This window comes from Ereboglobus sp. PH5-10 (assembly GCF_029504735.1).
Lineage (GTDB): Bacteria > Verrucomicrobiota > Verrucomicrobiia > Opitutales > Opitutaceae > Ereboglobus.
The window spans coordinates 23,674-46,112 of sequence record NZ_JAQFIP010000001.1 but is presented as its reverse complement, the minus strand read 5'-3'; the positions used below and the strand labels follow the sequence as shown (position 1 = coordinate 46,112).

The window sequence follows — 22,439 nt, the reverse complement described above, 5'->3', positions numbered from 1 at the left end:
GCCCTACCTTAATTTCTTCTGAAAATGATATGGCACGCTACCGGCGCGCCGCTTTCTTTTTCGCCGCCTCCGCGCTTTCGAGGGCGTCCGGATGCTTCTTTAGAAAGTCGAGAATCTCCGTGCGCATTTCCGCGATCGCATTCCGCGTTGACTGGTTCTTCAGCATTTCCTCCGCCACCAGTTTCCCGAGCATGTTCCCGGCTTGCGTATCCGTCGGATAATGCACGCCGCCGATCACCCGGCACCACATCGTCTCCCGGACATAGTCCTCAAAAAGCGCCGCATACTCGGGCATGGCTTCGCTATAAAAGGCAAAAAACAACGCCTCCGCCGAAGAATGGCCGCTCGGATAGGAATAATAATTGTTGGCCTTTGGAATCGCCACGCAGGGCTCGACGCGCCCGTCCCTCACGCTGGGACGTTCACGGCTCCAGTTTTTTTTCGCCGGTTGGAGCACCTTGCGCAGTCCCAGACGAGCCTTGTAAAGAATCGCCGACACGCGGGGAAGATTCTCAGGCGTGAACTCCGGCCCGAAGACATGCGCTCCCATCGAAAATGTTGTGTTTCCGGCAACGCTGGTCGCGCGCTTCACCTGCTCCGGCGTCCGGTCCTTTTGCACTTGGAGAATGGTTTCCAAATCCGCCATTCCGGCGGGCGAGTCATCGGACGGCGGCGGGGGAAGTTGCGCGACGATGTCCATCGGATCCCTGGTGTAAAACGGCGCGTCGTCCGCGAAAAGCGAGGCTGGGAAAAACAATGTCGCGGAGATGACCGCCGCGTGGAATGCGTGTTTCAGATTCATGCTCGGGTAATGATGAGGGTTAATAAAAAACGCGCCACGTTACCAAGCGGAAGGGCCGAACCAAACCTTTATTCCAGTGAATGCGTTGATTTGCAGAGGACGATTGCGGGCGCGGCGTCACGCGGTTGCGAAACCAAATTGTAGGGGCGCACCTTGCGTGCGCCCTGACGTTAGCCCGCTTTGTGCGAATGTTAGCTGCGGTTTTCCGCAAACGAGGGCGCACGCAAGGTGCGCCCCTACGAAACACATCCGGATTCACCCCGCGCTCACCGTCTGCAAATCGTAGAGGTTTTTGTAGACGGGGCTGTCTTGGTAGAGCTCGGCGTGGGTGCCGGTGGCGATGATGCGGCCTTGGTCGAGGACGAGGATTTTGGTCGCGTTGCGAATCGTGCTGAAACGGTGCGCGATGATGAATGTTGTCTTGCCACGGGTGAGCTCCTCGAGCGCGCCTTGCACTTGCGCCTCGGACTCGGTGTCGAGCGCGCTGGTGGCCTCGTCGAGTATCAGGATGGGCGCGTTGCGAAGGAACGCGCGCGCGATGGCGATGCGCTGGCGTTGTCCGCCGGAGAGCCGGTCGCCGCGCTCGCCGACAATGGTCTCCCAGCCTTCGGGAAGCCCGGTGATAAATTCAAACGCATAGGCGCGGCGGGCCGCCTCCTCGACCTCGGCGCGCGAGGCATCGGGGCGCCCGAGCAGGATGTTGTTGTAAATGGTGTCGTTGAAAAGAATGGGTTGCTGCGAGACGAGCGCGATGTGGCTGCGCAGGTCGGCGAGCGAGGCTTTGCGAAGGTCGATTCCGTTGAGCGTGATGCGGCCGGAGGTGACGTCGTAGAAGCGCGGGATGAGGTTGATGAAGGTGCTCTTGCCCGCGCCGGTGGCCCCGACTAGCGCGACGATTTCCCCGGTGCGAATGCCGATGTTGACATCCTTGAGAATTGGATTTTCCGGGTCGTAGCCGAACGTGACGTTTTCAAAGGCGACATCGCCCCCGCCGGCGGGAATGGGCGCCGGGGTTGCGGGCGAGGCGACCTCGATTGGGGAGTAGAGAACCTCCTCGATGCGGTTGAGCGCGGATTCGCCCTGGCGGATGCGGTTGTTGAGGCCGCCGAGTTTTTTGATGGGCGTGTAGGCGAAATAGAGCGCGCCGATAAGCGCGATGACGGATTCCTGGTCCAGGCCGCTGCCGTGGATTTGGTAGATGGCGAGGGAAATGCCGAAGGCGGCGACGACCTCGATGATGGGCGAGAGCATCTTGTCGTATTTGACGACCTTCAGTTGAAGTTTGAAAAACTTCCGCACTTGCTGGCGGAAGCGGGAGATTTCGCGCTGCTCAAGGTTGTAGGCGCGGATGTCGCGCGGCGACTGGAGGCTTTCGGTGAGGATGGCGTTGAGCTCGCCCGCCTGGCCGAGCATCGCCTGGGATTTGCGCAGGGTTTTTTTGCCCACGTAGCGAATGGGAAGAATACAGAGGGGCACCACCAGCAGGCAGGCGAGGAAGTGCAGCACCTCGGGATGCTGCAGCGTTTCCCACACGAGATAACCCATGGCGCCGATGAGCGTGAAGGGTTGGATGAGGATGTCGTTGGTGGCCTCGACAATCACTCCCTTGACAACCGTGGTGTCGTTTGAAACGCGGCTGATGAGATCGCCCGACTTGTGTTTGCGGAAATAGTCGAGATGCAGAAACTGCAGGTGCGCGAAGATGTCGGCGCGTATGGACTCGAGGACGCGCAGGCCGGCGTAGTTGAGCAGGTAGGCGTTGAGAAACTGGCTGATGCCGCGTATCGAAAACGTCACCGGAAGCAGGAAAAGCGCGACAATGAGGACGTATTGCTCGGGCACGATGATGGCGGGCATCCACGAGGCCTCCTCGCCGGACAAAAGCACAAGCGGCGTGACGCCCTCTCCGGTGTCGGGGAAAAGCGCGGGCAGCACTTTTTTCAGCATGAACGGAATCCCGAAACCGCTCGAGATGCCGAAACAGATGCCGAAGAAAATGCCGCCGATAAAGGGCCAGCGGACTTGCTTGAGGTGCGAGTAATAGGGAATGAAACGCTTCATGCGGCGGTTTGCTATGACGTGAATTGCCGCACACGCTGAACGATCCCGCCAGCGGGCGCGAGATGAGATTTCGCAAAAGGAGGATTGTTTTTTAACCACGGATTACACGGATTTGCACGGATGCAGACTCCGCTGTTTTGTATTTATCCGTGATAATCCGTGTAATCCGTGGTCGGTATTTTTTGTGTTCGTTTTGATGTGGATGTGTGACGTCTTGCGGGCCCCAAAAAACTCTGCGGGCCTCCGTGCTCCTTTCTGCTGTTTGAAAATCACCGTGTTTGTGAATAAATAATGGCAATGAAAACGACATCCGCATGTTGATTTTGTTTTTTCGATGCGTAACCATACGCCGCATGTCCAAGTTTACCCGCCGCGATTTTCTTCGCACCGGCATCGCCGGTTCCGTTTTGCTCTCAACAGGCTTGCGCGGTTCGGCATCCGCGCCATCCGCCGCGATCACCGCCGGGCCGCGGCGCGCCCGCAATGTCATCCTGCTCGTGTCCGACGGCATGAGCCTCGGCACGCTCACGATGACGGAGCGCTACCTGCGCCGTTTCGAAAACCGCGGCACGCACTGGCTCGGGATGTATAAAAAATATCCCAATGTTCGCCGCGCCCTGATGGACACCTGCTCGGCCAACGCGCTCGTGACCGATTCCGCCGCCGCCGCGTCGGCGTGGGGCTGCGGCCACAAGGTCAAAAACGGCGCGCTCAACCAGACTCCCGACGGGCGCCTGCACAAGCCCATCCTGCGCCTCGCGGCCGAGGCGGGCATCGGCACCGCGCTTGTCACCACGGCGCGCCTCACGCATGCCACGCCCGCGGGTTTTGGCGCGTCGATCGAGTCGCGCGTGGACGAGGGCGACATCGCGATCCAGTATCTCGACACGCGCTACGACGTGTTGCTCGGGGGCGGCGTGCGTTTTTTTGATTCCGAAAAACGCAACGACGAGCGCGACCTCCTCATCGAGTATTCAAACAACGGATACAGTGTGTTGCGCAACCGCGAGGAGCTTTTGGCGTCGAACGGCGGGCGGCTGCTCGGCGTGTTTGACGACGACCACCTGCCATACGCGATTGACCGGAAGGCGGACGCGGCGCTCAGCGCGGCAATTCCGTCACTTGCCGAGATGGCGCGCGCCGCCATCGGCCGCATGGCGAAACACCCCGGCGGCTTTCTCATGCAAATCGAGGGGGCCAACATCGACTACGCCGCGCACGCCAACGACATCGGCGCGCTGATTCACGAGCAGATTGACTTCGACGACGCCGTGGGTGCGGCGCTTGAGTTCGCCGCCGGGCGCGACGACACGCTGGTCATTGTCACGACCGACCACGGTAACTCGAATCCCGGCCTGAACGGAACCGGCGGCAGTTTCGACAGCCGCGGCGGCAGCTACGGCGACACCCAGAAGTGTTTTGACCGACTGGGCGATTTTCGCCGGAGCAACAGGTGGGTGCGCTCGAAGCTTTCCAAAAAAAGCACGCCCGCGCAAATCCGCAACCGCGTGAAAACCGCGAATGGCATCGAGCTGCTCGATGACGAAATCGAGTTGCTCATGCGGGCGTTAAAAAAGGATCCCGCGCCGCGCGAGGGATACCGTGTGCGCAACCGCGCTACGATTACGCTCGGCCAGTTGATCGCGAACTACACGTCGATTGGCTGGACCGGCATCGCGCACACGAGCGACCATGTGGAGCTGGCGGCGATCGGCCCCGGCAGCGAGCCCATTTGCGGATTGATGCAAAACACGGAACTCTTCGACGTCATGACCGGTGCCCTGGGCCTCTCGCGAAGCGGCAAACTGACCGCCGCGGTTTCGTAGGGGCGCCCTTTGCGTGCGCCCTCGCGCCCGCCCGCTTTGAGGATGCGTTCGCAAACAGTTTTTCGCAAACGAGGGCGCACGCCAGGTGCGCCCCCACGGGGATTTTTCGACGCGGCGCGACTCCTGCGTCATGTTAAAAAGCAAGGCATGGGCGTGTCCCGGTCCGGCGGCTTGCCCTCGAGAGAATAAAATTGATACCCGCGCAAAACGCCCCCATCATCTTGGTCGCCTCCAACGTCAGTTCTGCTTTCGCCGTCAACGCCAAAGGGCGATGTCTCCCCGGTTTCGCCTTGTTCCTTGCAAGTCAAAAAACACGACAGGGTTTTGCCACAAGCCTGTCATAACAACCAAACACCATAAACCATCATGCCTCCGACACAAAAATCCATATTGGACGACAAGGCCAGGCTCGCCAAATTAATCGCAGAAACTGCAAAAAAAGCCGCCCCCATGATCGACTCGGGAAAGTGGCTCGCCAAAAGTGACGCAGAGGAACTTGTCGTCCTGTGGGCCAAGGCGGGCGGCCTGAAACTTGTGAACGACACCGTCGCGGCGTTTGAGAAAACAAACGGAGTGTCGCCCGCCATACCGGACAAGCTTGTCAAATCGCTCGCGGATGGCGTCGCAAAACAATGCCCGTTCAAGGATTTGAACAGGTGGGTGGAGGACTACTTTTTCATCGAGTTTGCCGACTCGCATAAGGGGGACATACTGCTCATGAACGCCGAGGCGGTGACGGATGCCATGGACGGCGGAGGCGCGGGCGCCTTGAAACGAATAGTCAGGGATGCCGCCCGTGTTGCAATCGCAAGGAAGAAACCCATCAGGGCCGAGATCATTGCGGCTGCGTCAAAGGATTCCGCGTTCACGAGCGTGGTTGCCAAAGCCGCGGTGGCCCTGTCAGAAATCGCCCATGCGGAAAATCAGCGGGAGCGGGAGCAAAAAGAGCGGAAAGCGGCGGCCGAAAAACGCAAGAAACAGCAAGCCGTCATTGATGCGGCAATCAAGCAAGCCAAGGATGTGTTCACCAAGGACGCGGGAGCCTTGCATCGGCGGGTGGACGCCCTCGAGTCCATGTATAACGCCATCGTTAAGGAAAATAAGAACCCCTTGATCACCCCGCCAAAAGGTGTGTTGAATCAGGCCAACAACGCCAGGGCTGAACTCTCCAACCTTGCGCGATACAACAGCCAGGGGGACTTTGACGGTGTGATTTCATCGCGAAACAAAGCGTGCGAGCATATCATCAAGGGAACCCGCGAGCTCAGGGAATTTACGAAGAAGACGTGGACCTCGGTGGAGATACTTGAAACCGTTTGCAAGGGGGTTGAGATTTTTCGTGACGGCACCTTTGAGGTGCTGAAAATCCTCACTTCAATGAGAACCGGAGGCAGAGCCGATCCATTTACGGATGCCGGCATCGAGACAATAAAAAGCGCCTCGAATGAGCTGGGCAAAGTCTTCGCTGGAACAAGCAAGGGCTGGGCGTCGGCGCGCGACCAAGTATTTTATGACACAGCGAAGGAATTCATTGTCAGCGCGGCTTTCGGAGGGATTTTTGGCCAAACTTCGCTGGATAAAGTGTTCAGGAAATTCTCGCCCGATGTTGCCAAAATCCTTGCGCCTAAGTTTAGGCACGGCTGGCTCAAAAACGTCAGCCTCGCCGATCTTACCGAGTTTGTCGCGAAGGCAATGGACTCTTTGGCTGAAACCCTCATTACGGCAATAATGAAGGGGCTGGCCTCGATCACCGACGAGGGGAACTTGGTAAAGCACCTCGCAAACAAGGTGTATTCCCATCTCGAACAGATAATGAGCTTGAACACATGGCTGGACAAAAATTTTTATTTGCGCGTCGGCCATGCCCTGAAGGGGGACAAAATTCCGCAAAAAGACCTGGAGCGCATGCTCAATGACTCCTCCGTTCGAAAACTGATTGATGCGCACATTTCGAAGGCGCTGAAAGCGTCACCGGGAAAGGCAACGGCGGAGGGCATCGGCAATCTCATTGTGAGCAATCTCACGAGGGACAAAAAGTTCCGGGATCTGATTGAAAAGCAGCGAAAATAACACGGGCAAAAGCAAGCGTCCCGAATCGGGCGACCGGCCGCGATTTCGTAGGGGCGCACCTGGCGTGCGCCCTCGCGTCCGCCCGAGTTGGGGAAGCGTCCGCAAACAGTTTTCCGCAAACGAGGGCGCACGCCAGGTGCGCCCTCGAGGGGATTTTTCGATGTGGAAATCGTGAGTGTGATATACACACGATCACCGGACCGACTCAGTCGTTCTCAAAGTAAAACGTGAATTTGCACTCCAATACGATGGGTGTGCGTTTTTCTTGCGGCAGTTGATCTGAAAAGGAAAAACGCCACTTCGACACCGCTTTCTTTACCGGACGCTCAAATTCCTTGAGCGGGCTTTTGATGATAAAAACTTCGCCAACTGATCCGTTTTTATTGACCGTAAAACGCACCGTGACATATCCAGACATGTTCGCACGCCGCATTTCATGGGGGAACTCAGGCAACGGCGCATTCACTGGTTGCACAGACTGTAACGGTCGGGCTTCCGTAATGTAATCCATGCGGACTTTTTCGCCATAGTAGTGTTTGAAGAGAAATTCAGGGTCCTTTCTCATCTCTTCAACGACCTCGGCGACGGTCATGACTTTGTATGATTGTTTGGCGTTATGGAACGGGCCAACCCAGAGCTGTTCCTTGTCATTCGCCAGACAATCGAGGGATTTCAAGGGTAACGGGCGGAGACTTGGAGTTAATATACACTTTGCAGCCGCTATGCGGACGACCGGACTGGCGTCCTTGAGCATCAGTCGCGCATTTTCCGGCGAGGCGTGCGTTCGGATGTATGGATAAAGCAAATAAAAGGCTCCATGAGCGCCTCCTATGCCGGAAGAGTAGCCGGCGAGCACGGGCAACCCCGATTCGTGCTTGTATGCGCGGAGTTGGTTGAGTGCGTATTTTATGTCTTCGTCATAATCAGTGGCGCGCGCGACGGATGTGGATAAAAATATTATACAAGATAATGCAAAAATTACGCGCCACATGGAGATGAGTGTTTGGGGATTTATATATTATTCGGACAAATTGCATCAATCCTTCGACGCCTTCACGTCGAGCGCGTCGCGGAGGCCGTCGCCGAGGAAGTTTAGCGAGAAAATCATCAGCGAAAAAATCGCCGCCGGATACATGAGCTGCCAACTGTATTCCTCCATGACTTCCGAGCCTTCTTTTATCAGCACGCCGAGCGAGCTGATCGGCGGCTGCACGCCGAGGCCGAGATAACTCAGGAACGCCTCAAGCAGCATCACCGACGGAATCGTGAGCGTGATATACACAATCACCGGCCCGAGGATGTTTGGCAGGATGTGGCGGAAAATAATGCGCCGCCTTCCAAATCCGAGCGAGCGCGCCGCCTCGATAAACTCCATGCGCTTGATCGCCATGACTTGCGAGCGCACGATGCGCGCCATGGTCAGCCACTCGACCGCGCCGATCGCCGCGAAGAGCAATATCAAGTGCCGCCCGAAAAGCACCATGAGCAGAATCACGAAAATCGTGAAGGGCAGCGAATACATGATGTCCACGACGCGCATCATGAAGGCGTCGAGCTTGCCGCCGAAAAATCCAGCGATGGCGCCGTAGGTCACGCCGATGATGAGCGCGACGGCGGTCGCGGCGAGTCCCACGCCGAGCGAAATGAGGCCGCCCCAGCAGAGGCGCGCGAAGAGATCGCGTCCGAGCTTGTCGGTGCCGAGCAGGTGGTAGTTGCGCGAATACTGGTTGTCGCCGATGCGGATTGTTTTGCCGCCGAGAAGCGCCGCGCGCAGCGCCTGCGATTCGGGCGCGTCGGTGAACACGCCCTCGTCGTCGAGCATTTCAAACGTCGCAAAATCATACGGGCTGTCGTCGGGTGTGACGCGGATGCCGATGGAGCCGGGCGTGGCGTTGGCGAGGTAGATGTTTTGATCGTAGTAGGGTTGTCCGAAAAGCCAGCCGCCAATGCAAACGAGGACGAGCGCCAGCATCACGCCGGCTCCGAAAAGCGCGAGGTGGTTTTTGCGCAGCCGCAGCCATGCGTCGTGCCAGAGCGAGCTGCCTTTTTCAAGCGGCTCGGCGGCGGCGAACTGGGAAAGCGGTGTGTCGATGGATGCCATGCGCGCGGTTTAGTTTTCCAGTCGCACTTTCGGGTTCATCCACGCCTGTGCGATGTCGACGAGGAGGTTGAGCGTCATGATGAGCGTGGCGTAGAGGATCACCGTGCCGAGGATCATGAAGTAGTCGCGGTTGAAGGCGCTGTTCACGAATTCGCGTCCGAGCCCCGGGATTTGGAAAATCGTTTCGATGACAAACGAGCCCGTGAGGATGTTTGCCACGGCGGGGCCGAGGTAGGACACGACGGGCAGCAGGCCGCCGCGCAGCGCGTGGCGGAAAACAACGCGCGCCTCCGACGCGCCCTTGGCGCGCGCGGTGCGGATGAAATCCTGGTTGAGCACCTCGAGCATGCCGCCGCGCGTGAGCCGCACGATGGGCGCGGCGTAGGCGAGGCCGAGCACGAAGCACGGCAGCACGCGATCCTGAACGGTATACCAGCCCGAGGCGTTGAACCAGTGCAGTTGCAGCGCGAAAATGAGCACAAAAATCGGTCCCACGACGAATGTCGGCACGGCGAGGCCGACCATGCCGAAGGTGGACGCGGCGTAATCGACCCAGGTGTTGCGCTTGAGCGCGGCGAGCACGCCGAGCGTGATGCCGATGCCGAGCGCGATGGCGAGCGCGGGCAGGCCGAGCTGGATGGAAACGGGGAGTTCTTCGGCGATGATCTCGTTGACGGTGCGGTTGGAGTATTTGTAGGAGGGGCCGAAATCCACGCCGAGGCCGGCCTTGAGGTCGATGCCGCCTTGCTCCGAAAAGAGCAGGGTGGGGCGGAAGGTTTTTGGCATCACGTCCCACATGTATTTGCGATACTGCCACCAGAGCGGCTTATCGAGATTGTAGTAGGCCTTGATGTTGGCCTCGATTTCGGGTGTGGTGGATTTTTCCGCGGTGAACGGCCCGCCCGGCGCGAAGCGCGACATGAAAAATGTCGCCGTGACGATGACAAACAACGCGAGCAGCGTCTGCAGGAGTCGTGAAATGAAAAAACGTGTCATCGGTTGGAGTGAGGCGGGAGCGGCGCCAATGCCGCAAAACTGAAAGCCGCAAATAAGACACGCTCAACGCGGCGGCGTGAAGAAGAAAGTTTTCGGGACGCAAGTTTTCGGGGTGGAACGTTTTGTGCGCCGGGCGGTTTGGGGCTTTTTTGCCGCAATCTGAATTTATTTTGAATTACGCCCCAAACGCGGCACGCGGCATAAAAGGCCTTGCATGAGGTGGGGGCGGCATTACGTTTGCCGCTTCCGGCTGAAAATTGTCATTTTTACTACGATGGTTACTGCAAACAAAGAAGCGACTTACAACTCGGCGATCGAGGGCGACATCGTCGTCACGCGCCTTGATGCGGTGATCAATTGGATCCGCTCGAACTCAATCTGGCCCATGCCGATGGGGCTCGCTTGCTGCGGCATCGAGCTCATGGGGGCGGGCGGGGCGCGCTTCGACATTGCGCGCTTCGGCGCCGAGGTGATGCGGTTTTCGCCGCGCCAGTCGGACTGCATGATCGTGGCCGGCACGGTGACTTACAAGATGGCCCCGCACATCCGCCGCATTTATGACCAGATGGCGTCGCCGAAATGGGTGATCGCCATGGGCGCGTGCGCAAGCACCGGCGGCATGTATCGCAGCTACTCGACGATGCAGGGCGTGGATCGGATTTTGCCCGTCGATGTTTACATCAGCGGCTGCCCGCCGCGTCCGGAGGCGATTCTCGACGCGCTCATCAAGATGCAGGAAAAAATCCGCCGCGAACCTTCCGCCAGGATGCTCTTCAAGGAGGAATATAAGGGGTAGGGTGGAAAGCCTGAAAGCCTGAAAACCTGAAGACTGAAGGCTGAAAAAAGGAAGACAAAGGCCGGAAGGCCGAAAAATAGAAACAATTTTCAAAAAATGTCCGACGCAATTTCCGAAACAAACACCACCGCGACTTCCGGGATCGTCGCCACTTTGCGCGAGAAATTTCCGCAAAGCGCGGAGAAGATCACGCCGCGCGCCTCCGCCGACCATCCCGCGGTGAACGTGCCCGCCGACGCCGCGATGGCGATTCTCACGTATCTGCGCGACGAGCACGGTTACGAAATGCTTTCGGATTTGACGGCGGTCGATTGGGCGGAGGGCGCGTCGCCGCGCTTCACCGTCGTGTGGCATTTGCTTTCGGTTACGATCAATCCCGGCGTGTGCCTGCGTGTCGCGGCCGATTGCGCGAGCGACACCGAGCCGGAAATGCCCAGCGTCGCGGACATCTGGCCCGCCGCGAACTGGCACGAGCGCGAGACGTTCGACATGTTCGGCATCGTTTTCACCGGCCATCCCGATTTGCGCCGCATCCTCATGTGGGACGGCTATCCGCACCATCCGTTGCGCAAGGAATTTCCGCTCGCCGGCATGGACGACGAGCTGCCCGATCCTGAGGTCGAGGCCGAAACGAAAGCCCGGCTTGTTGCCGCCCCGATGGCCGGCGGCCCGTTTGTCGCCTCCACCGGAAACCTCAACCTCGCCGAGTCCGAACCGCGCGCAAAGGACCAAAGCTGGAGCGAGGAAAATCCAAAGGCTGAAGGACCGAAGGGCTGAAAGGCTGAAAAAAACAGAAGGCCAGAAGCCAGAAAGCCAGCACCAATCCAACCGCGCCAAGCCACTTAAAAATCCAACACAACCGAAGCTCCGAAAATTTCAGCCTTTCAGTCCTTCAGTCTTTCAGCCTTTCCCTCATGCCCACCGAATACACTTTTCAGGACAACGCCGCCAAGAACGCCAGCGCTGCCGCTGTCGCCGCCGGCCACTTGCCCGACGACGCGCCCATTTTTGACACCGAGAAAATGTCCCTTTCGATGGGGCCCTCGCATCCATCGACGCACGGCGTGCTCCGGCTCCAGCTCGAACTCGACGGCGACGATGTTTCCCATTGCGATCCGGTCATCGGCTACTTGCACCGCGGCGACGAAAAAATCGCCGAGAACATGACTTATAACCAGTTCGTGCCCTACACGGACCGGCTCGATTACCTCGCCCCGCTCGCCAACAATGTCGCCTATGTCCTCGCCGTCGAAAAACTCGCCGGCTTGAAAGTCCCGCCGCGTTGCGCCGCGATTCGCGTGCTCGTCGCCGAGCTCGCCCGCATATCGTCGCACCTGCTCGGCTACGGATCGTTCGCGATGGATACCGGCGCGTGGACGCCCTTCCTCTACCAGTTCACCGAGCGCGAAAAACTTTACACGCTTTTCGAGGAGCTGACCGGCGCGCGCCTGACCACCAGCTACACGCGCATCGGCGGCGTCACCCGCGATCTGCCCGAAGGCTGGCTCGGACGTGTCAGCGATTTTTGCGACCAGTTTCTCCCGCGCCTCGAGGAGATGCTCGCGATGCTCACGCGCAACAAAATCTTCATGGACCGCACCGTCGGCGTCGCCGTCATTTCGAAGGAGGACGCGCTCGCCTACGGGCTCACCGGGCCGAACTTGCGCGGCTCCGGCATCAGCTTCGACCTGCGCAAGGACAAACCCTACAGTGGCTACGAACAATACGAGTTCGACGTGCCCGTCGGCACCGTGGGCGATTGTTACGACCGCTATCTTTGCCGCGGCGAGGAAATGCGCCAGTCCGTGCGCATCGTCCGCCAGATTATCAAAAACATGCCCGACGGCCCCTGGTATGCGGACGACACCGAGGAGGCGCGCCGCATTTTTGCGCCGCCCAAGGACAAGGTGCTCACGAAAATGGAGGAGTTGATCAACAACTTCATGATCACGACCACCGGCCCGCAGATTCCTCCTGGCGAGGCGTATTTCGAGGCGGAAAATCCCAAGGGCGCGCTCGGTTTCTACATCGTGAGCAAGGGCGGCGGCGTCCCGTGGCGCATGAAAATCCGCAGCCCGTCGTTCTGCACGCTCTCGATTTTACCCAAGCTCTGCAAGGGAGTGATGATGACCGACATCGTCGCCATCCTCGGCTCGCTCGACTTCGTCATGGGCGACTGCGACAGGTAAACAAAAACATTTCAACCACGGAGCCCACGGAGTCCACGGAGATAACCAACCGCAGATGAACACAGATAAACACAGATTTTCAGTCCGGCAAAACGGCGTAAATTTCAGTCGCGTTTATCCGTGTCCATCTTCGGTTAAAAAGGTTTTTCCTTTATGCTTCTTCGTGTCCTCCGTGGTTAACCCAATTTGTATTTTCTGATGAAACCGGAGACGAACAATGGCTAAATCCAAACAAGACACCATTACCGTCCAGGGGACTGAAGTCGTGCTGTATTCGGCGGCGGCGGGTGCTTACGTTTCATTGACGGACATAGCCCGGCACAGAAACGCCGTGGAGCCTTTTTCCATTATCAACAACTGGATGCGCAGTCGTGCCACAATCGAGTTCATCGGTCTTTGGGAAAAACTAAACAACCCCGCTTTTAAACCTATCGAATTCGAGAGGTTTAGAATGGAGGCGGGAAGCAACTCTTTTGTGCTTTCGCCGCAGCGATGGATTGCGTCCACAAACGCTATTGGCATTGTTTCCAAGTCAGGCAGGTATGGCGGCACTTATGCGCATGTGGATATTGCGTTTGAATTCGCTTCGTGGATTTCGTCCGAATTTAAGCTATACCTGATTACCGAGTTTAAGCGCCTGAAAATTGAGGAAAGCGGGCATCAACGGTTGGAATGGAGTCTGCGGCGCACCATTTCCAAAATCAATTACCGCATCCATACCGACGCCATAAGCGAGCGGATAATTCCGGCTGCCGTGACCAAGGAGCAAGCCGCCGCCATTTATGCGTCAGAGGCGGATTTGCTCAATGTCGCGCTTTTTGGCAAGACCGCCGCCCAATGGCGCGCCGCCAATCCTGCGCTCGCCAAAAAGGAGAACATTCGCGACGGCGCCACGCTCGAACAACTCGTCGTCCTTTCAAACATGGAAAGCATAAACGCGCTTCTGATACGCCAAGGTCTTTCCCAAAGCGAACGTCTGGTGCAACTAAACACCACCGCCATCGCACAAATGAAGTCGTTGCTAGGAGCCAGCGGTTTGAAAAGGCTAAAGTAAAGCATCATCCTCTTAATCTGTTTCCCACTCGCTACCCGCCACTTTTTTTCACCTGATGAATCTCAAACCCGAAACACTCAAACAAATCGACGAGGTCATAACGCACTACGCCGCCAAGCGCAGCGCCACGCTGCCGTTGTTGCACCTCATACAAGAGGACATCGGGCACATCCCCGACGAAGCCATCGAGTGGGTTGCCGCCAAGCTGGAGCTCGAGCCGATCAATGTTTACGAGGTCGTCACCTTTTACCCGATGTTCAAGCGCAAGCCCGTCGGACGCCGCCACATCAAGGTTTGCCGCACGCTCTCTTGCGCGCTGATGGGCAGCTACAAGGTTTGCGACACCTTCAAAAAAGAATTCGGCGTCGAACTCGACGAAGTCACGCCCGACGGCGAGGTCACGATCGAGTTTGTCGAATGCCTCGCCAGTTGCGGCACCGCCCCCGTCGTGATGATCAACGAAACCCTCCACGAAAACGTGGACGAGCAGAAAGCCGTTGATCTCGCGAACGAGATCAAAAAGGAGTCAGGAGTCAGGAGTCAGGAGTCGGAAGCCAAACCATAAGACCTCGAAAACGCACACAAACAATCGCGCGCACCAAAATACCATGTCCAAACTCCCCTCAATCTTTCGCCATCCGAAGTTCCGTCTCCTGACTCCTGACTCCTGTATTCTGTGTTCTGTGTTCTGACTCCTGTATTCTTTTTCTCCCATGCAACAACGCCGCATCATTTTCAAGCACATCGACGAGCCCGGTTACACCAACGACCTCGCGTGCTACCAGCGCAACGGCGGCTACGATGTCCTCCGCAAGGCCGTCGCCCGCCCTCCCGCCGAACTCATTGACGAGGTCAAGAAATCCGGTGTCCGCGGGCGCGGCGGCGCGGGTTTTCCCGCCGGCGTGAAGTGGAACCTCGTTGACCGCAAATCCGGCAAGCCCATCTACCTCGTCGTCAACGCAGACGAATCCGAACCCGGCACATTCAAGGACCGCTACATCATCCACCAGGACCCTCACCAGCTCATCGAGGGCACGATGATCGCCTGCTTCGCGAACAACGTGAAGCAAGCCTACATCTACATCCGCGGCGAAATGCCAGAGGGCGCGCGCATCCTCGAGCGCGCCATCGCCGAGGCGCGCGCCGCAAACCTCGTCGGCCCGAACATTCTCGGCACCGGTTACTCGTGCGAAATCTACGTGCACCGCGGCGCCGGCGCCTACATCTGCGGCGAGGAAACCGGCCTCATTGAATCGCTCGAAGGCAAGCGCGCCAACCCGCGCATCAAGCCCCCGTATTTCCCCGCCGTCCTCGGCCTCTACCAGTGCCCGACCATCGTCAACAACGTCGAAACCATCTGCCACGTAAAACACATCATCGACATGGGCGGCGAGGCCTTCGCAAAAATCGGCACGCCCAACAACACCGGCACGCGCATCTACTGCGTCTCCGGCCACGTGCAGCGTCCCGGCTACTACGAATTCGAGTGCGGCAAAATCACGCTCGGCCAGCTCCTCAACGACGTGTGCGGCGGCCCGCGTCCCGGCCGCGCGTTCAAGGCGGTCATCCCCGGCGGCTCCTCGTCGAAAATCCTTCGCTTCGGCGAAACCTTCACGCTCAAAAACAAGGACGGCTCCACGCGCACGCTCGCCGTCGAGGACATCCCGATGGACTTCGACACACTCGCCGCGTGCGGCACGATGGGCGGCTCCGGCGGCGTGATTGTGATGGACGACACCGTCAACATGGTCGAGGCGCTCGCCAACATAAACGCCTTCTACGCGCACGAATCCTGCGGCCAGTGCACGCCCTGCCGCGAAGGCTCGCTCTGGATGAAGCGCATCACCGCGCGCATGGTTCACGGCGCCGCCCGCGCCGAGGACGCCGCGCTGTTGAAAAGCGTCGCCGACCAAATCCCCGGACGCACGATCTGCGCGATGGGCGAGGCCTGCGCCTGGCCCACGCAAAGCTACGTCGAAAAATTCCCCGAGGATTTCGGCAACTATTACGAAACAAAGAAAACACCGCGAGGAGCGGACTGCGTTCCGTTAATCTAAAATTCGACCATTGATATGCCAACGATGATTCAAAAAGGAGTCAGGAGTCAGGAGTCGGGAGTCAGGAGGGAAACCTCCGGCTTCGAGGGCTCGAGGGCTCCCTCGCGCACTTTTGAGGATTTGATCGTCTGGCAAAAGGCGCATGCGTGGGTGCTTGGAGTTTACCGGCTGAGCGCGAAGTTTCCATCACACGAACTCTACGGGCTGACCAGCCAGCTGCGGCGCGCCGCGGTTTCCATTCCCGCCAACATTGCCGAGGGCTATAAAAAAACAGGCGCGGCGGACAAACGCCGCTTCTTCAACATCGCCCAAGGCTCGCTTGAGGAATGTCGTTACTATCTCATCCTGACGCGCGACCTGAACTACGGTGACACCACCGAACTCAACCATCAACTAGCCGAGATCAGCCGCCTGCTCACCGCCTACACCAACGCCATCCAAGCACCCTCCCCGTGAAATTCCCCTCAATCTTTCGCCATCCGAAGTTCCGACTCCTGACTCCTGACTCCTGACTCCTGTATTCTATTTCTTCTTCTTCTTTTCTTCTCTTCCACCAATGTCCGCACCAACAGCCACCGCCGCCACCCCCGACCTCGTCACCGTCAACATCGACGGTCGCGACATCGCCGTTCCGCGCGGCACAAACGTCGTCGAGGCCGCGCGACTCCTCGGCGTCAACGTGCCGCATTATTGCTACCACCCGAAACTCCCCGTCGTCGGAAATTGCCGCATGTGCCTCGTCGAAATGGGCGTGCCCGCCGTCGATCGCGAAACCCGGCAGCCCGTCATCGATCCCGCCACCGGCAAACAAAAAATCAACTGGATGCCCAAGCTCCAAATCGGCTGCGGCACCAACGCCACGCCCGGCCTCCACATTCGCACCACCACGCCCGCGGTGCGCCAGGCGCGCGAATCCGTCACGGAATTCCTCCTCGTCAACCACCCGCTCGACTGCCCCATTTGCGACCAGGCCGGCGAATGCGATTTGCAGGAGCAAGCCATCGCCTACGGGCGCGGTTGCTCGCGCTACATTGAGGACAAAAACGTGAAACCCAAGCACACACAGCTCGGCCCGCGCGTCATGCTCGACGACGAGCGCTGCATCCTCTGCTCGCGCTGCATTCGTTTCACCAAGGAAATCGCGAAGGACGACGTGCTCGGCTTCATCGACCGCGGCAGCCACTCGACGCTCACCTGCTATCCCGGCAAACAACTCTCCAACAACTACTCGCTCAACACCGTCGATATCTGCCCCGTCGGCGCGCTCACCTCGACCGATTTCCGTTTCAAGATGCGCGTCTGGTTTCTCAAGCAAACCAACAGCATCGACACCGAATCGAGCGTCGGCGCCAACACCGTCGTCTGGTCGCGCGAAGGCCAAATCTACCGCATCACCCCGCGTCGCAACGACGAGGTCAACGACACCTGGATGCCCGACAGCGGACGCCTCCTCTACAAACAAGTCCGCGCCGAAAACCGCCTCACCACCGAGACGCCGCTCGCCGACCTCATCGCGCAAGCCAAATCCCTTCTCACTGGCGCGGCAGCGCCCGGATCGAGTGGCATGGGCGACTCGCCCATGGGTTCGGGTGGCATGGCCGACCCGGCCATGCGAACAGGCGCCGCCGCGCCAAGCACGGACGAGTCGTCCGTGCCACACAACCCTCACGGGCGAGTCGCCCGTGCCACGCAATCCATCGCCTTGGTAGCCTCCGCCCGCAGCACGATGGCCGAGCAATACCTCTGCAAAAAAATCGCCGACCAGCTCGGCATTCCCGTCGGCGCGATCCACGTCCCCGCGCATCTCGGCCAGGGCGACGGGCTTCTCGTTTCCGCCGACCGCACGCCGAACACGCGCGGCGCGCTCCTCTGCGGCCTCGCCACCGGGCTCCCCAAGCCGCAACTCACGCAACTCGCCGCCGACATCGACGCCGGAAAAATCAAGACGCTCCTCGTCATCAACGAAGACCTCGCCGAAGCCGGCATCACGCCCGAGCAGCTCGCAAAAGTTTCCATCATCTATCTCGGCACGCACGCCAACGCCACCAGCGCCGCCGCGAAAGTTGTCATCCCCACGCAAACCGTGTTCGAGAAAGACAGCAGTTTCGTGAACCAGCAGTTCCGCCTGCAACGTTCCAAGGCCGCCATCCCCGGCCATCCCGGCACCCACAACGACCTCGTGGTTCTCTCGCATATTCTCGTGAACCTCGGCGGGCACGATTTTGCCGGCAGCCCCATCGCCGCCTGGAGCCGTCTCTCCGAGGAAACCCCGGAACTCGCCGGCCTCGACTACCTGACAATCCCCGAAACCGGTCGCGTCCTCGACTCCACCCGTTTCGCCCACCTCGCATTCCCCGAAACCGAGGGGCTGCACTACAAACCTGCCGCGGAGCGGCAGGAGGAGTCAGGAGCCAGAATGCAGGAGTCAGAAGCCAGACCATAAAACTGCAAAAAACGCGCGCACAACAATCATACGCCGACAAAACACCATGTCCCAATTTACATCAAACCCTCGTCAGCCGAAGCTCCGACTCCTGACTCCTGGCTCCTGACTCCTGTATTCTTTCCAGCATTCTTTCCAAAATGATCGACTTCTATTTCAGCCTGCCAGACATCGTCCGCTACATCATCCAAGGGATAGCGGTGATCTGTTTTCTCTTTCCCGTTGGCGCCGCCTGCTCGATGGCCGAGCGCAAAGTCGCGGCGTGGGCGCAGGATCGCCCCGGCCCCAATCGCGCGCGCCCGTGGCTGCTCGCGCGGATTCCGATCATCGGCCCGATCCTCGGATACTTTGGCATTTTCAACCTCATGGCCGACGGCGGCAAACTCCTCTTCCGCGAGGACATCACCCCCGGTCACGTTAACAAATTCTACTTCGTCATGGCGCCCATCGTGGCCATGACACCCGCGCTCTCTACGATCGTGTTTGTGCCCTTCGGCGCGTATCTCGACAGCGCCGGGCAAATCCTCCCCGTGATGCTCGCCAACGTCGACATCGGCATCCTCGGCGTCTTCGCGCTCGCATCGCTCAGCGTGTATTCGCTCATCCTCGCCGGCTGGGCGTCGAACTCCAAGTATCCGTTCCTCGGCGCCATTCGCGCCAGCGCGCAACTCATCTCCTACGAGCTCTCCATGACGCTCGCCGTCGTGCCCGTGCTCCTCTGGATCAACGCGCCCGGCACCACCGGCTCGCTCAGCCTCGTGCGCGTGGTCGAGTTCCAAAGCCAGCCCGGATTTTGGGGCGGCATGTGGTTTGTGTTTATCATGCCCGTCTCGGCCTTCATCTTCCTCATCACGATCTTTGCCGAGACCAACCGCCAGCCGTTCGACATGCCCGAGTCCGAGGCTGATCTCGTCGGCGGCTACCACACCGAATACGGCTCCTACAAATGGTCGCTCTTCTTTGTCGCCGAGTATTGCCAGATGATTGTCGGCTCGGGCATCTTCATCCTGCTCTTCCTCGGCGGCTGGAATCCGCTTCCGTGGATACCGCTCGCCGACCTGGTCAACTGGCTGCACGACCTCCTGCACTGGCAATGGCTCATGCACCCGATCTTTGTCGGCCTGCTCTCGATTGGCATCTTTGTCACAAAAGTGCTCATCTTCATCTTCATCTTCATGTGGGTGCGCTGGACGCTCCCGCGCTTCCGCTACGACCAAGTCATGCGCATCGGCTGGCAGCGCCTCCTCCCGCTGTCCATCGCCAACCTCGTGGTCTACATAATCGCCATCGCGCTTCTGCAAAAATAAAACCGCCGCCACTCGTAAAAATTTCCAATCAGACTCATCCGCCCGATCGGGCCAATCAGTCCACTCAATTCCGCATTCCGAACTCCGCATTCCGCATTTCCCATGTCCGTCATCCAAGTCCAACGCAAACCGCTCTCGCTCGCCGAGCGCACATACATCCCGCAAATCCTGTCGGGCATGAAGACGACGATGAAGCACATCGTCGCCAAGCCGGTCACGGTGAACTACCCCGAGGAGCGTCCGGAAATCCCGCCCGGCTACCGCGGCGTGCCCACGCTTGTGCGCGACCCGCACGGACGCGAAAAATGCGTCTCGTGCCAGCTCTGCGAATTCGTTTGCCCGCCCAAGGCCATCCGCATCACGCCCGGCGAAATCCCCGCCGATTCGCCCAACGCCCACGTCGAGAAAGGCCCGAGGGAATTCGAGATCAACATGCTCCGCTGCATCTATTGCGGCCTCTGCCAGGAAGTCTGCCCCGAGGAGGCCATCTGGCTGCAAAACGTGTATTCATCCAGCGGATACACCCGCGCCGAAATGGTGAACAACAAACAAAAACTCTACGAACTCGGCGGCACGCTCCCCGACACCCACCTCAAGTGGGACAAGAAGAAAGCCGCCGCTGAAAAGCATTAAAAGAAGGAGTCAGGAGTCAGAATACAGGAGTCAGCTTCAAACCATAAAAAGCCGCCCGCAACAATCGCACCAACAAAACGCCATGTCCAAATTTCCAGCAAGCCTTCGCCAGCCGAAGTTCCGACTCCTGACTCCTGACTCCTGACTCCTGTATTCCGTATTCCGATTCCCATATTCTTTTCTCCATGCCCGCCATCCTCTTCTACATCTTTAGCGCCCTCACGCTTGCCGCCGCGATCGGCTTGGTCGCCAATCGCAACGCCGTCGCGTCCGCGCTCAGTTTTTTTGTCTGCCTGTGCGGCATCTCGGTGCTCTTCGTGATGCTTGACGCCCACCTGCTCGCGTTCCTGCTCATCCTCGTATACGCGGGCGCGGTCGTGGCGCTGTTCCTCTTCATCATCATGCTCCTCGACATGCACGGCGGAAAACGCCCCCCGTTCAAAAAGATGACCATAGTCGCCAGCTCCATTGCCGGCGCGCTCCTCATCTTCGGCGCGTTCTCGTTTTTCGCGCGCGGCCAGTTTTCGACCGACGAGCTCGCGCTCGCCCAAGCCCCCGCGTTTTTCACCGACCTGAAAATCTACGGCGCGAAACTCTTCACCACCTACATGCTCCCCGTGCAACTCGTCGGTTTCCTCCTCCTCGTCGGCATGCTCGGCGTCATCGTCATCAGCAAAAAGCATGAGGAAAAGGAGCCAGGAGACAGAATACAGGAGCCAGGAGACAAACCATAAGACCTCGCGCACAACAATCGCACTCCATTCACTCCATGCCTAAACCCAAAACAGACACCATTACCGTTCAAGGAACGGACATCGTCGTCTTCGACCGGCATGGCAAGGAGTATATCTGCATTACTGACATCGCGCGCCACAGAAACCCAAAGGAGCCGAAGGACGTTGTGAAAAATTGGATGCGCAATCGCAGCACCATTGAGTTTCTGGCCCTGTGGGAAAAAATACATAACCCCGGTTTCAAAGGGGTCGAAATCGACCCCCTTCTCTTCGAAGCCGGCAGCAACGCGTTCACAATGAGCCCCAGCAAGTGGATCGAAACCACCAGTGCCATTGGCATAATGACAAAAGCGGGCTCCGGGGGCGGCACATACGCGCACAAGGACATAGCCTTTGAATTCGCCTCGTGGGTGAGCTCCGAATTCAAGCTTTATCTGCTGCTGGAGTTTCAGCGTCTCAAAGAGGACGAACAGCACCGCCTCTCTTTCGAGTGGAACCTCCAGCGCACGCTTTCCAAGATCAACTACCGCATTCACACTGATGCCATCAAGGAGCGGATAATTCCGGCCGTTGTTACAAAAAAACAGGCGTCAATCGTTTATGCCTCGGAAGCCGACCTGCTCAACGTCGCGCTTTTTGGCAAGACTGCCGCGCAATGGCGCGCCGAAAACCCGGATGCGTCCTCAAAGGAAAATATCCGTGACACAGCGACGCTGGAGCAACTGGTCGTGCTTTCAAACATGGAGAGCATCAACGCGCTTCTCATACGCCAGGGGCTCGCGCAAAAAGACCGTCTTGTTCAGCTCAACACCGCCGCCATCACCCAGATGAAATCGCTACTGGAAAACACTGCCACGCGACGACTAAAATAAACAATCCTGCAGCCCTGTTTAAACTTATGACCAAATTTCCATCAACCACGCGCCAACCGAAGCTCCGACTCCTGCCTCCTGTATTCTGACTCCTGACTCCTTTTCCCACCATGACCATCGGCCTTTATCATTACCTTGTGCTTGCCGTGACGCTTTTCGCCATCGGCTTCTTCGGGGTGCTCCTGCGCAAGAACACGCTCATCATTTACATGTGCCTTGAGCTGATGCTTGTCGCCGCGACGCTCGCGCTCGTCGCCTTCTCGCGCTTCAACGGCACCATCGAGGGCAACGTGTTTGTCTTCTTCATCCTCACCGTCGCCGCCGCCGAGGTGGCTGTCGGCCTCGCCATCGTCGTCGCCCTCTTCCGCCGCCGCGGCACCGTCGATGTCGCCAAACTCAACGCGTTGAAAAATTAAAGAAAAAGGAGTCAGGAGTCAGAATACAGGAGTCAGCTCCAAACCATAAAAAGCCGCGCACACAACAATCACACCAACAAAA

General features: G+C 58.6%; 20 protein-coding genes. 15 read left to right on the top strand and 5 right to left on the bottom strand.

What is annotated here, in order from left to right:
- Window positions 1-37: 37 nt before the first annotated feature.
- Both M2447_RS00195 and M2447_RS00190 read right to left on the bottom strand, forming a co-directional pair.
- Window positions 38-802: a phosphatase PAP2 family protein gene (locus M2447_RS00195; protein ID WP_277556805.1), complete on the bottom strand. Its 765-nt coding sequence runs from the start codon at window positions 800-802 to the stop codon at window positions 38-40.
- 255 nt (window positions 803-1,057) lie between these two features.
- Window positions 1,058-2,863 carry an ABC transporter ATP-binding protein gene (locus M2447_RS00190; protein ID WP_277556804.1) on the bottom strand — a complete coding sequence of 602 codons (1,806 nt, stop codon included), beginning with the start codon at window positions 2,861-2,863 and terminating at the stop codon, window positions 1,058-1,060.
- 353 nt (window positions 2,864-3,216) lie between these two features.
- Here M2447_RS00190 and M2447_RS00185 point away from each other — a divergent pair, with 353 nt between their 5' ends.
- Both M2447_RS00185 and M2447_RS00180 read left to right on the top strand, forming a co-directional pair.
- Complete coding sequence (locus M2447_RS00185; RefSeq protein ID WP_277556802.1) at window positions 3,217-4,689, top strand: alkaline phosphatase; 1,473 nt, start codon at window positions 3,217-3,219, stop codon at window positions 4,687-4,689.
- Between the two features lie 390 nt (window positions 4,690-5,079).
- Complete coding sequence (locus M2447_RS00180) at window positions 5,080-6,759, top strand: hypothetical protein (protein ID WP_277556800.1); 1,680 nt, start codon at window positions 5,080-5,082, stop codon at window positions 6,757-6,759.
- Window positions 6,760-6,964: 205 nt separating this feature from the next.
- Here M2447_RS00180 and M2447_RS00175 read toward each other — a convergent pair whose 3' ends face one another.
- From M2447_RS00175 to M2447_RS00165, 3 genes are read right to left on the bottom strand one after another with little or no spacing between them, the layout of a single operon-like run.
- Window positions 6,965-7,750: an energy transducer TonB gene (locus M2447_RS00175; RefSeq protein ID WP_277556798.1), complete on the bottom strand. Its 786-nt coding sequence runs from the start codon at window positions 7,748-7,750 to the stop codon at window positions 6,965-6,967.
- Window positions 7,751-7,795: 45 nt separating this feature from the next.
- Window positions 7,796-8,860, bottom strand: coding sequence for an ABC transporter permease (locus tag M2447_RS00170; RefSeq protein ID WP_277556797.1), 1,065 nt, complete (start codon window positions 8,858-8,860; stop codon window positions 7,796-7,798).
- A 9-nt stretch (window positions 8,861-8,869) separates the two neighbouring features.
- Window positions 8,870-9,856 carry an ABC transporter permease subunit gene (locus tag M2447_RS00165; RefSeq protein ID WP_277556796.1) on the bottom strand — a complete coding sequence of 329 codons (987 nt, stop codon included), beginning with the start codon at window positions 9,854-9,856 and terminating at the stop codon, window positions 8,870-8,872.
- Between the two features lie 274 nt (window positions 9,857-10,130).
- Between M2447_RS00165 and nuoB the strand changes: the two genes are divergently transcribed.
- From nuoB to nuoK, 13 genes are all read left to right on the top strand, one after another.
- Window positions 10,131-10,652 carry an NADH-quinone oxidoreductase subunit NuoB gene (gene nuoB, locus M2447_RS00160; protein ID WP_277556795.1) on the top strand — a complete coding sequence of 174 codons (522 nt, stop codon included), beginning with the start codon at window positions 10,131-10,133 and terminating at the stop codon, window positions 10,650-10,652.
- Window positions 10,653-10,748: 96 nt separating this feature from the next.
- Window positions 10,749-11,429 carry an NADH-quinone oxidoreductase subunit C gene (locus M2447_RS00155; RefSeq protein WP_277556794.1) on the top strand — a complete coding sequence of 227 codons (681 nt, stop codon included), beginning with the start codon at window positions 10,749-10,751 and terminating at the stop codon, window positions 11,427-11,429.
- Between the two features lie 137 nt (window positions 11,430-11,566).
- Window positions 11,567-12,841, top strand: a complete 1,275-nt coding sequence (gene nuoD, locus M2447_RS00150; RefSeq protein ID WP_277509704.1) for an NADH dehydrogenase (quinone) subunit D — start codon at window positions 11,567-11,569, stop codon at window positions 12,839-12,841.
- A 217-nt stretch (window positions 12,842-13,058) separates the two neighbouring features.
- Window positions 13,059-13,895: a KilA-N domain-containing protein gene (locus M2447_RS00145; RefSeq protein WP_277556793.1), complete on the top strand. Its 837-nt coding sequence runs from the start codon at window positions 13,059-13,061 to the stop codon at window positions 13,893-13,895.
- A 55-nt stretch (window positions 13,896-13,950) separates the two neighbouring features.
- Entirely contained in the window at window positions 13,951-14,460 is a 510-nt protein-coding gene (locus tag M2447_RS00140) for an NAD(P)H-dependent oxidoreductase subunit E (protein ID WP_108823746.1), read from the top strand.
- 148 nt (window positions 14,461-14,608) lie between these two features.
- Window positions 14,609-15,952: an NADH-quinone oxidoreductase subunit NuoF gene (gene nuoF / locus M2447_RS00135; RefSeq protein WP_277556791.1), complete on the top strand. Its 1,344-nt coding sequence runs from the start codon at window positions 14,609-14,611 to the stop codon at window positions 15,950-15,952.
- 15 nt (window positions 15,953-15,967) lie between these two features.
- The gene (locus M2447_RS00130) at window positions 15,968-16,408 is read left to right on the top strand and encodes a four helix bundle protein (RefSeq protein WP_277556790.1); all 441 of its coding nucleotides are present in this window, start codon (window positions 15,968-15,970) and stop codon (window positions 16,406-16,408) included.
- Window positions 16,409-16,508: 100 nt separating this feature from the next.
- Complete coding sequence (locus M2447_RS00125) at window positions 16,509-18,395, top strand: 2Fe-2S iron-sulfur cluster-binding protein (protein WP_277556789.1); 1,887 nt, start codon at window positions 16,509-16,511, stop codon at window positions 18,393-18,395.
- Between the two features lie 140 nt (window positions 18,396-18,535).
- Window positions 18,536-19,702 (top strand): complex I subunit 1 family protein, encoded by a 1,167-nt coding sequence (locus tag M2447_RS00120; RefSeq protein WP_277556788.1) that lies wholly within the window; start codon window positions 18,536-18,538, stop codon window positions 19,700-19,702.
- A 102-nt stretch (window positions 19,703-19,804) separates the two neighbouring features.
- Window positions 19,805-20,335, top strand: a complete 531-nt coding sequence (locus M2447_RS00115) for an NADH-quinone oxidoreductase subunit I (RefSeq protein WP_277509710.1) — start codon at window positions 19,805-19,807, stop codon at window positions 20,333-20,335.
- A 185-nt stretch (window positions 20,336-20,520) separates the two neighbouring features.
- Entirely contained in the window at window positions 20,521-21,069 is a 549-nt protein-coding gene (locus M2447_RS00110) for an NADH-quinone oxidoreductase subunit J (RefSeq protein ID WP_277556787.1), read from the top strand.
- A 35-nt stretch (window positions 21,070-21,104) separates the two neighbouring features.
- Window positions 21,105-21,941, top strand: a complete 837-nt coding sequence (locus M2447_RS00105; RefSeq protein ID WP_277556786.1) for a KilA-N domain-containing protein — start codon at window positions 21,105-21,107, stop codon at window positions 21,939-21,941.
- A 110-nt stretch (window positions 21,942-22,051) separates the two neighbouring features.
- Window positions 22,052-22,357 carry an NADH-quinone oxidoreductase subunit NuoK gene (gene nuoK / locus M2447_RS00100; RefSeq protein WP_108823739.1) on the top strand — a complete coding sequence of 102 codons (306 nt, stop codon included), beginning with the start codon at window positions 22,052-22,054 and terminating at the stop codon, window positions 22,355-22,357.
- The last annotated feature ends 82 nt before the right edge of the window (window positions 22,358-22,439 follow it).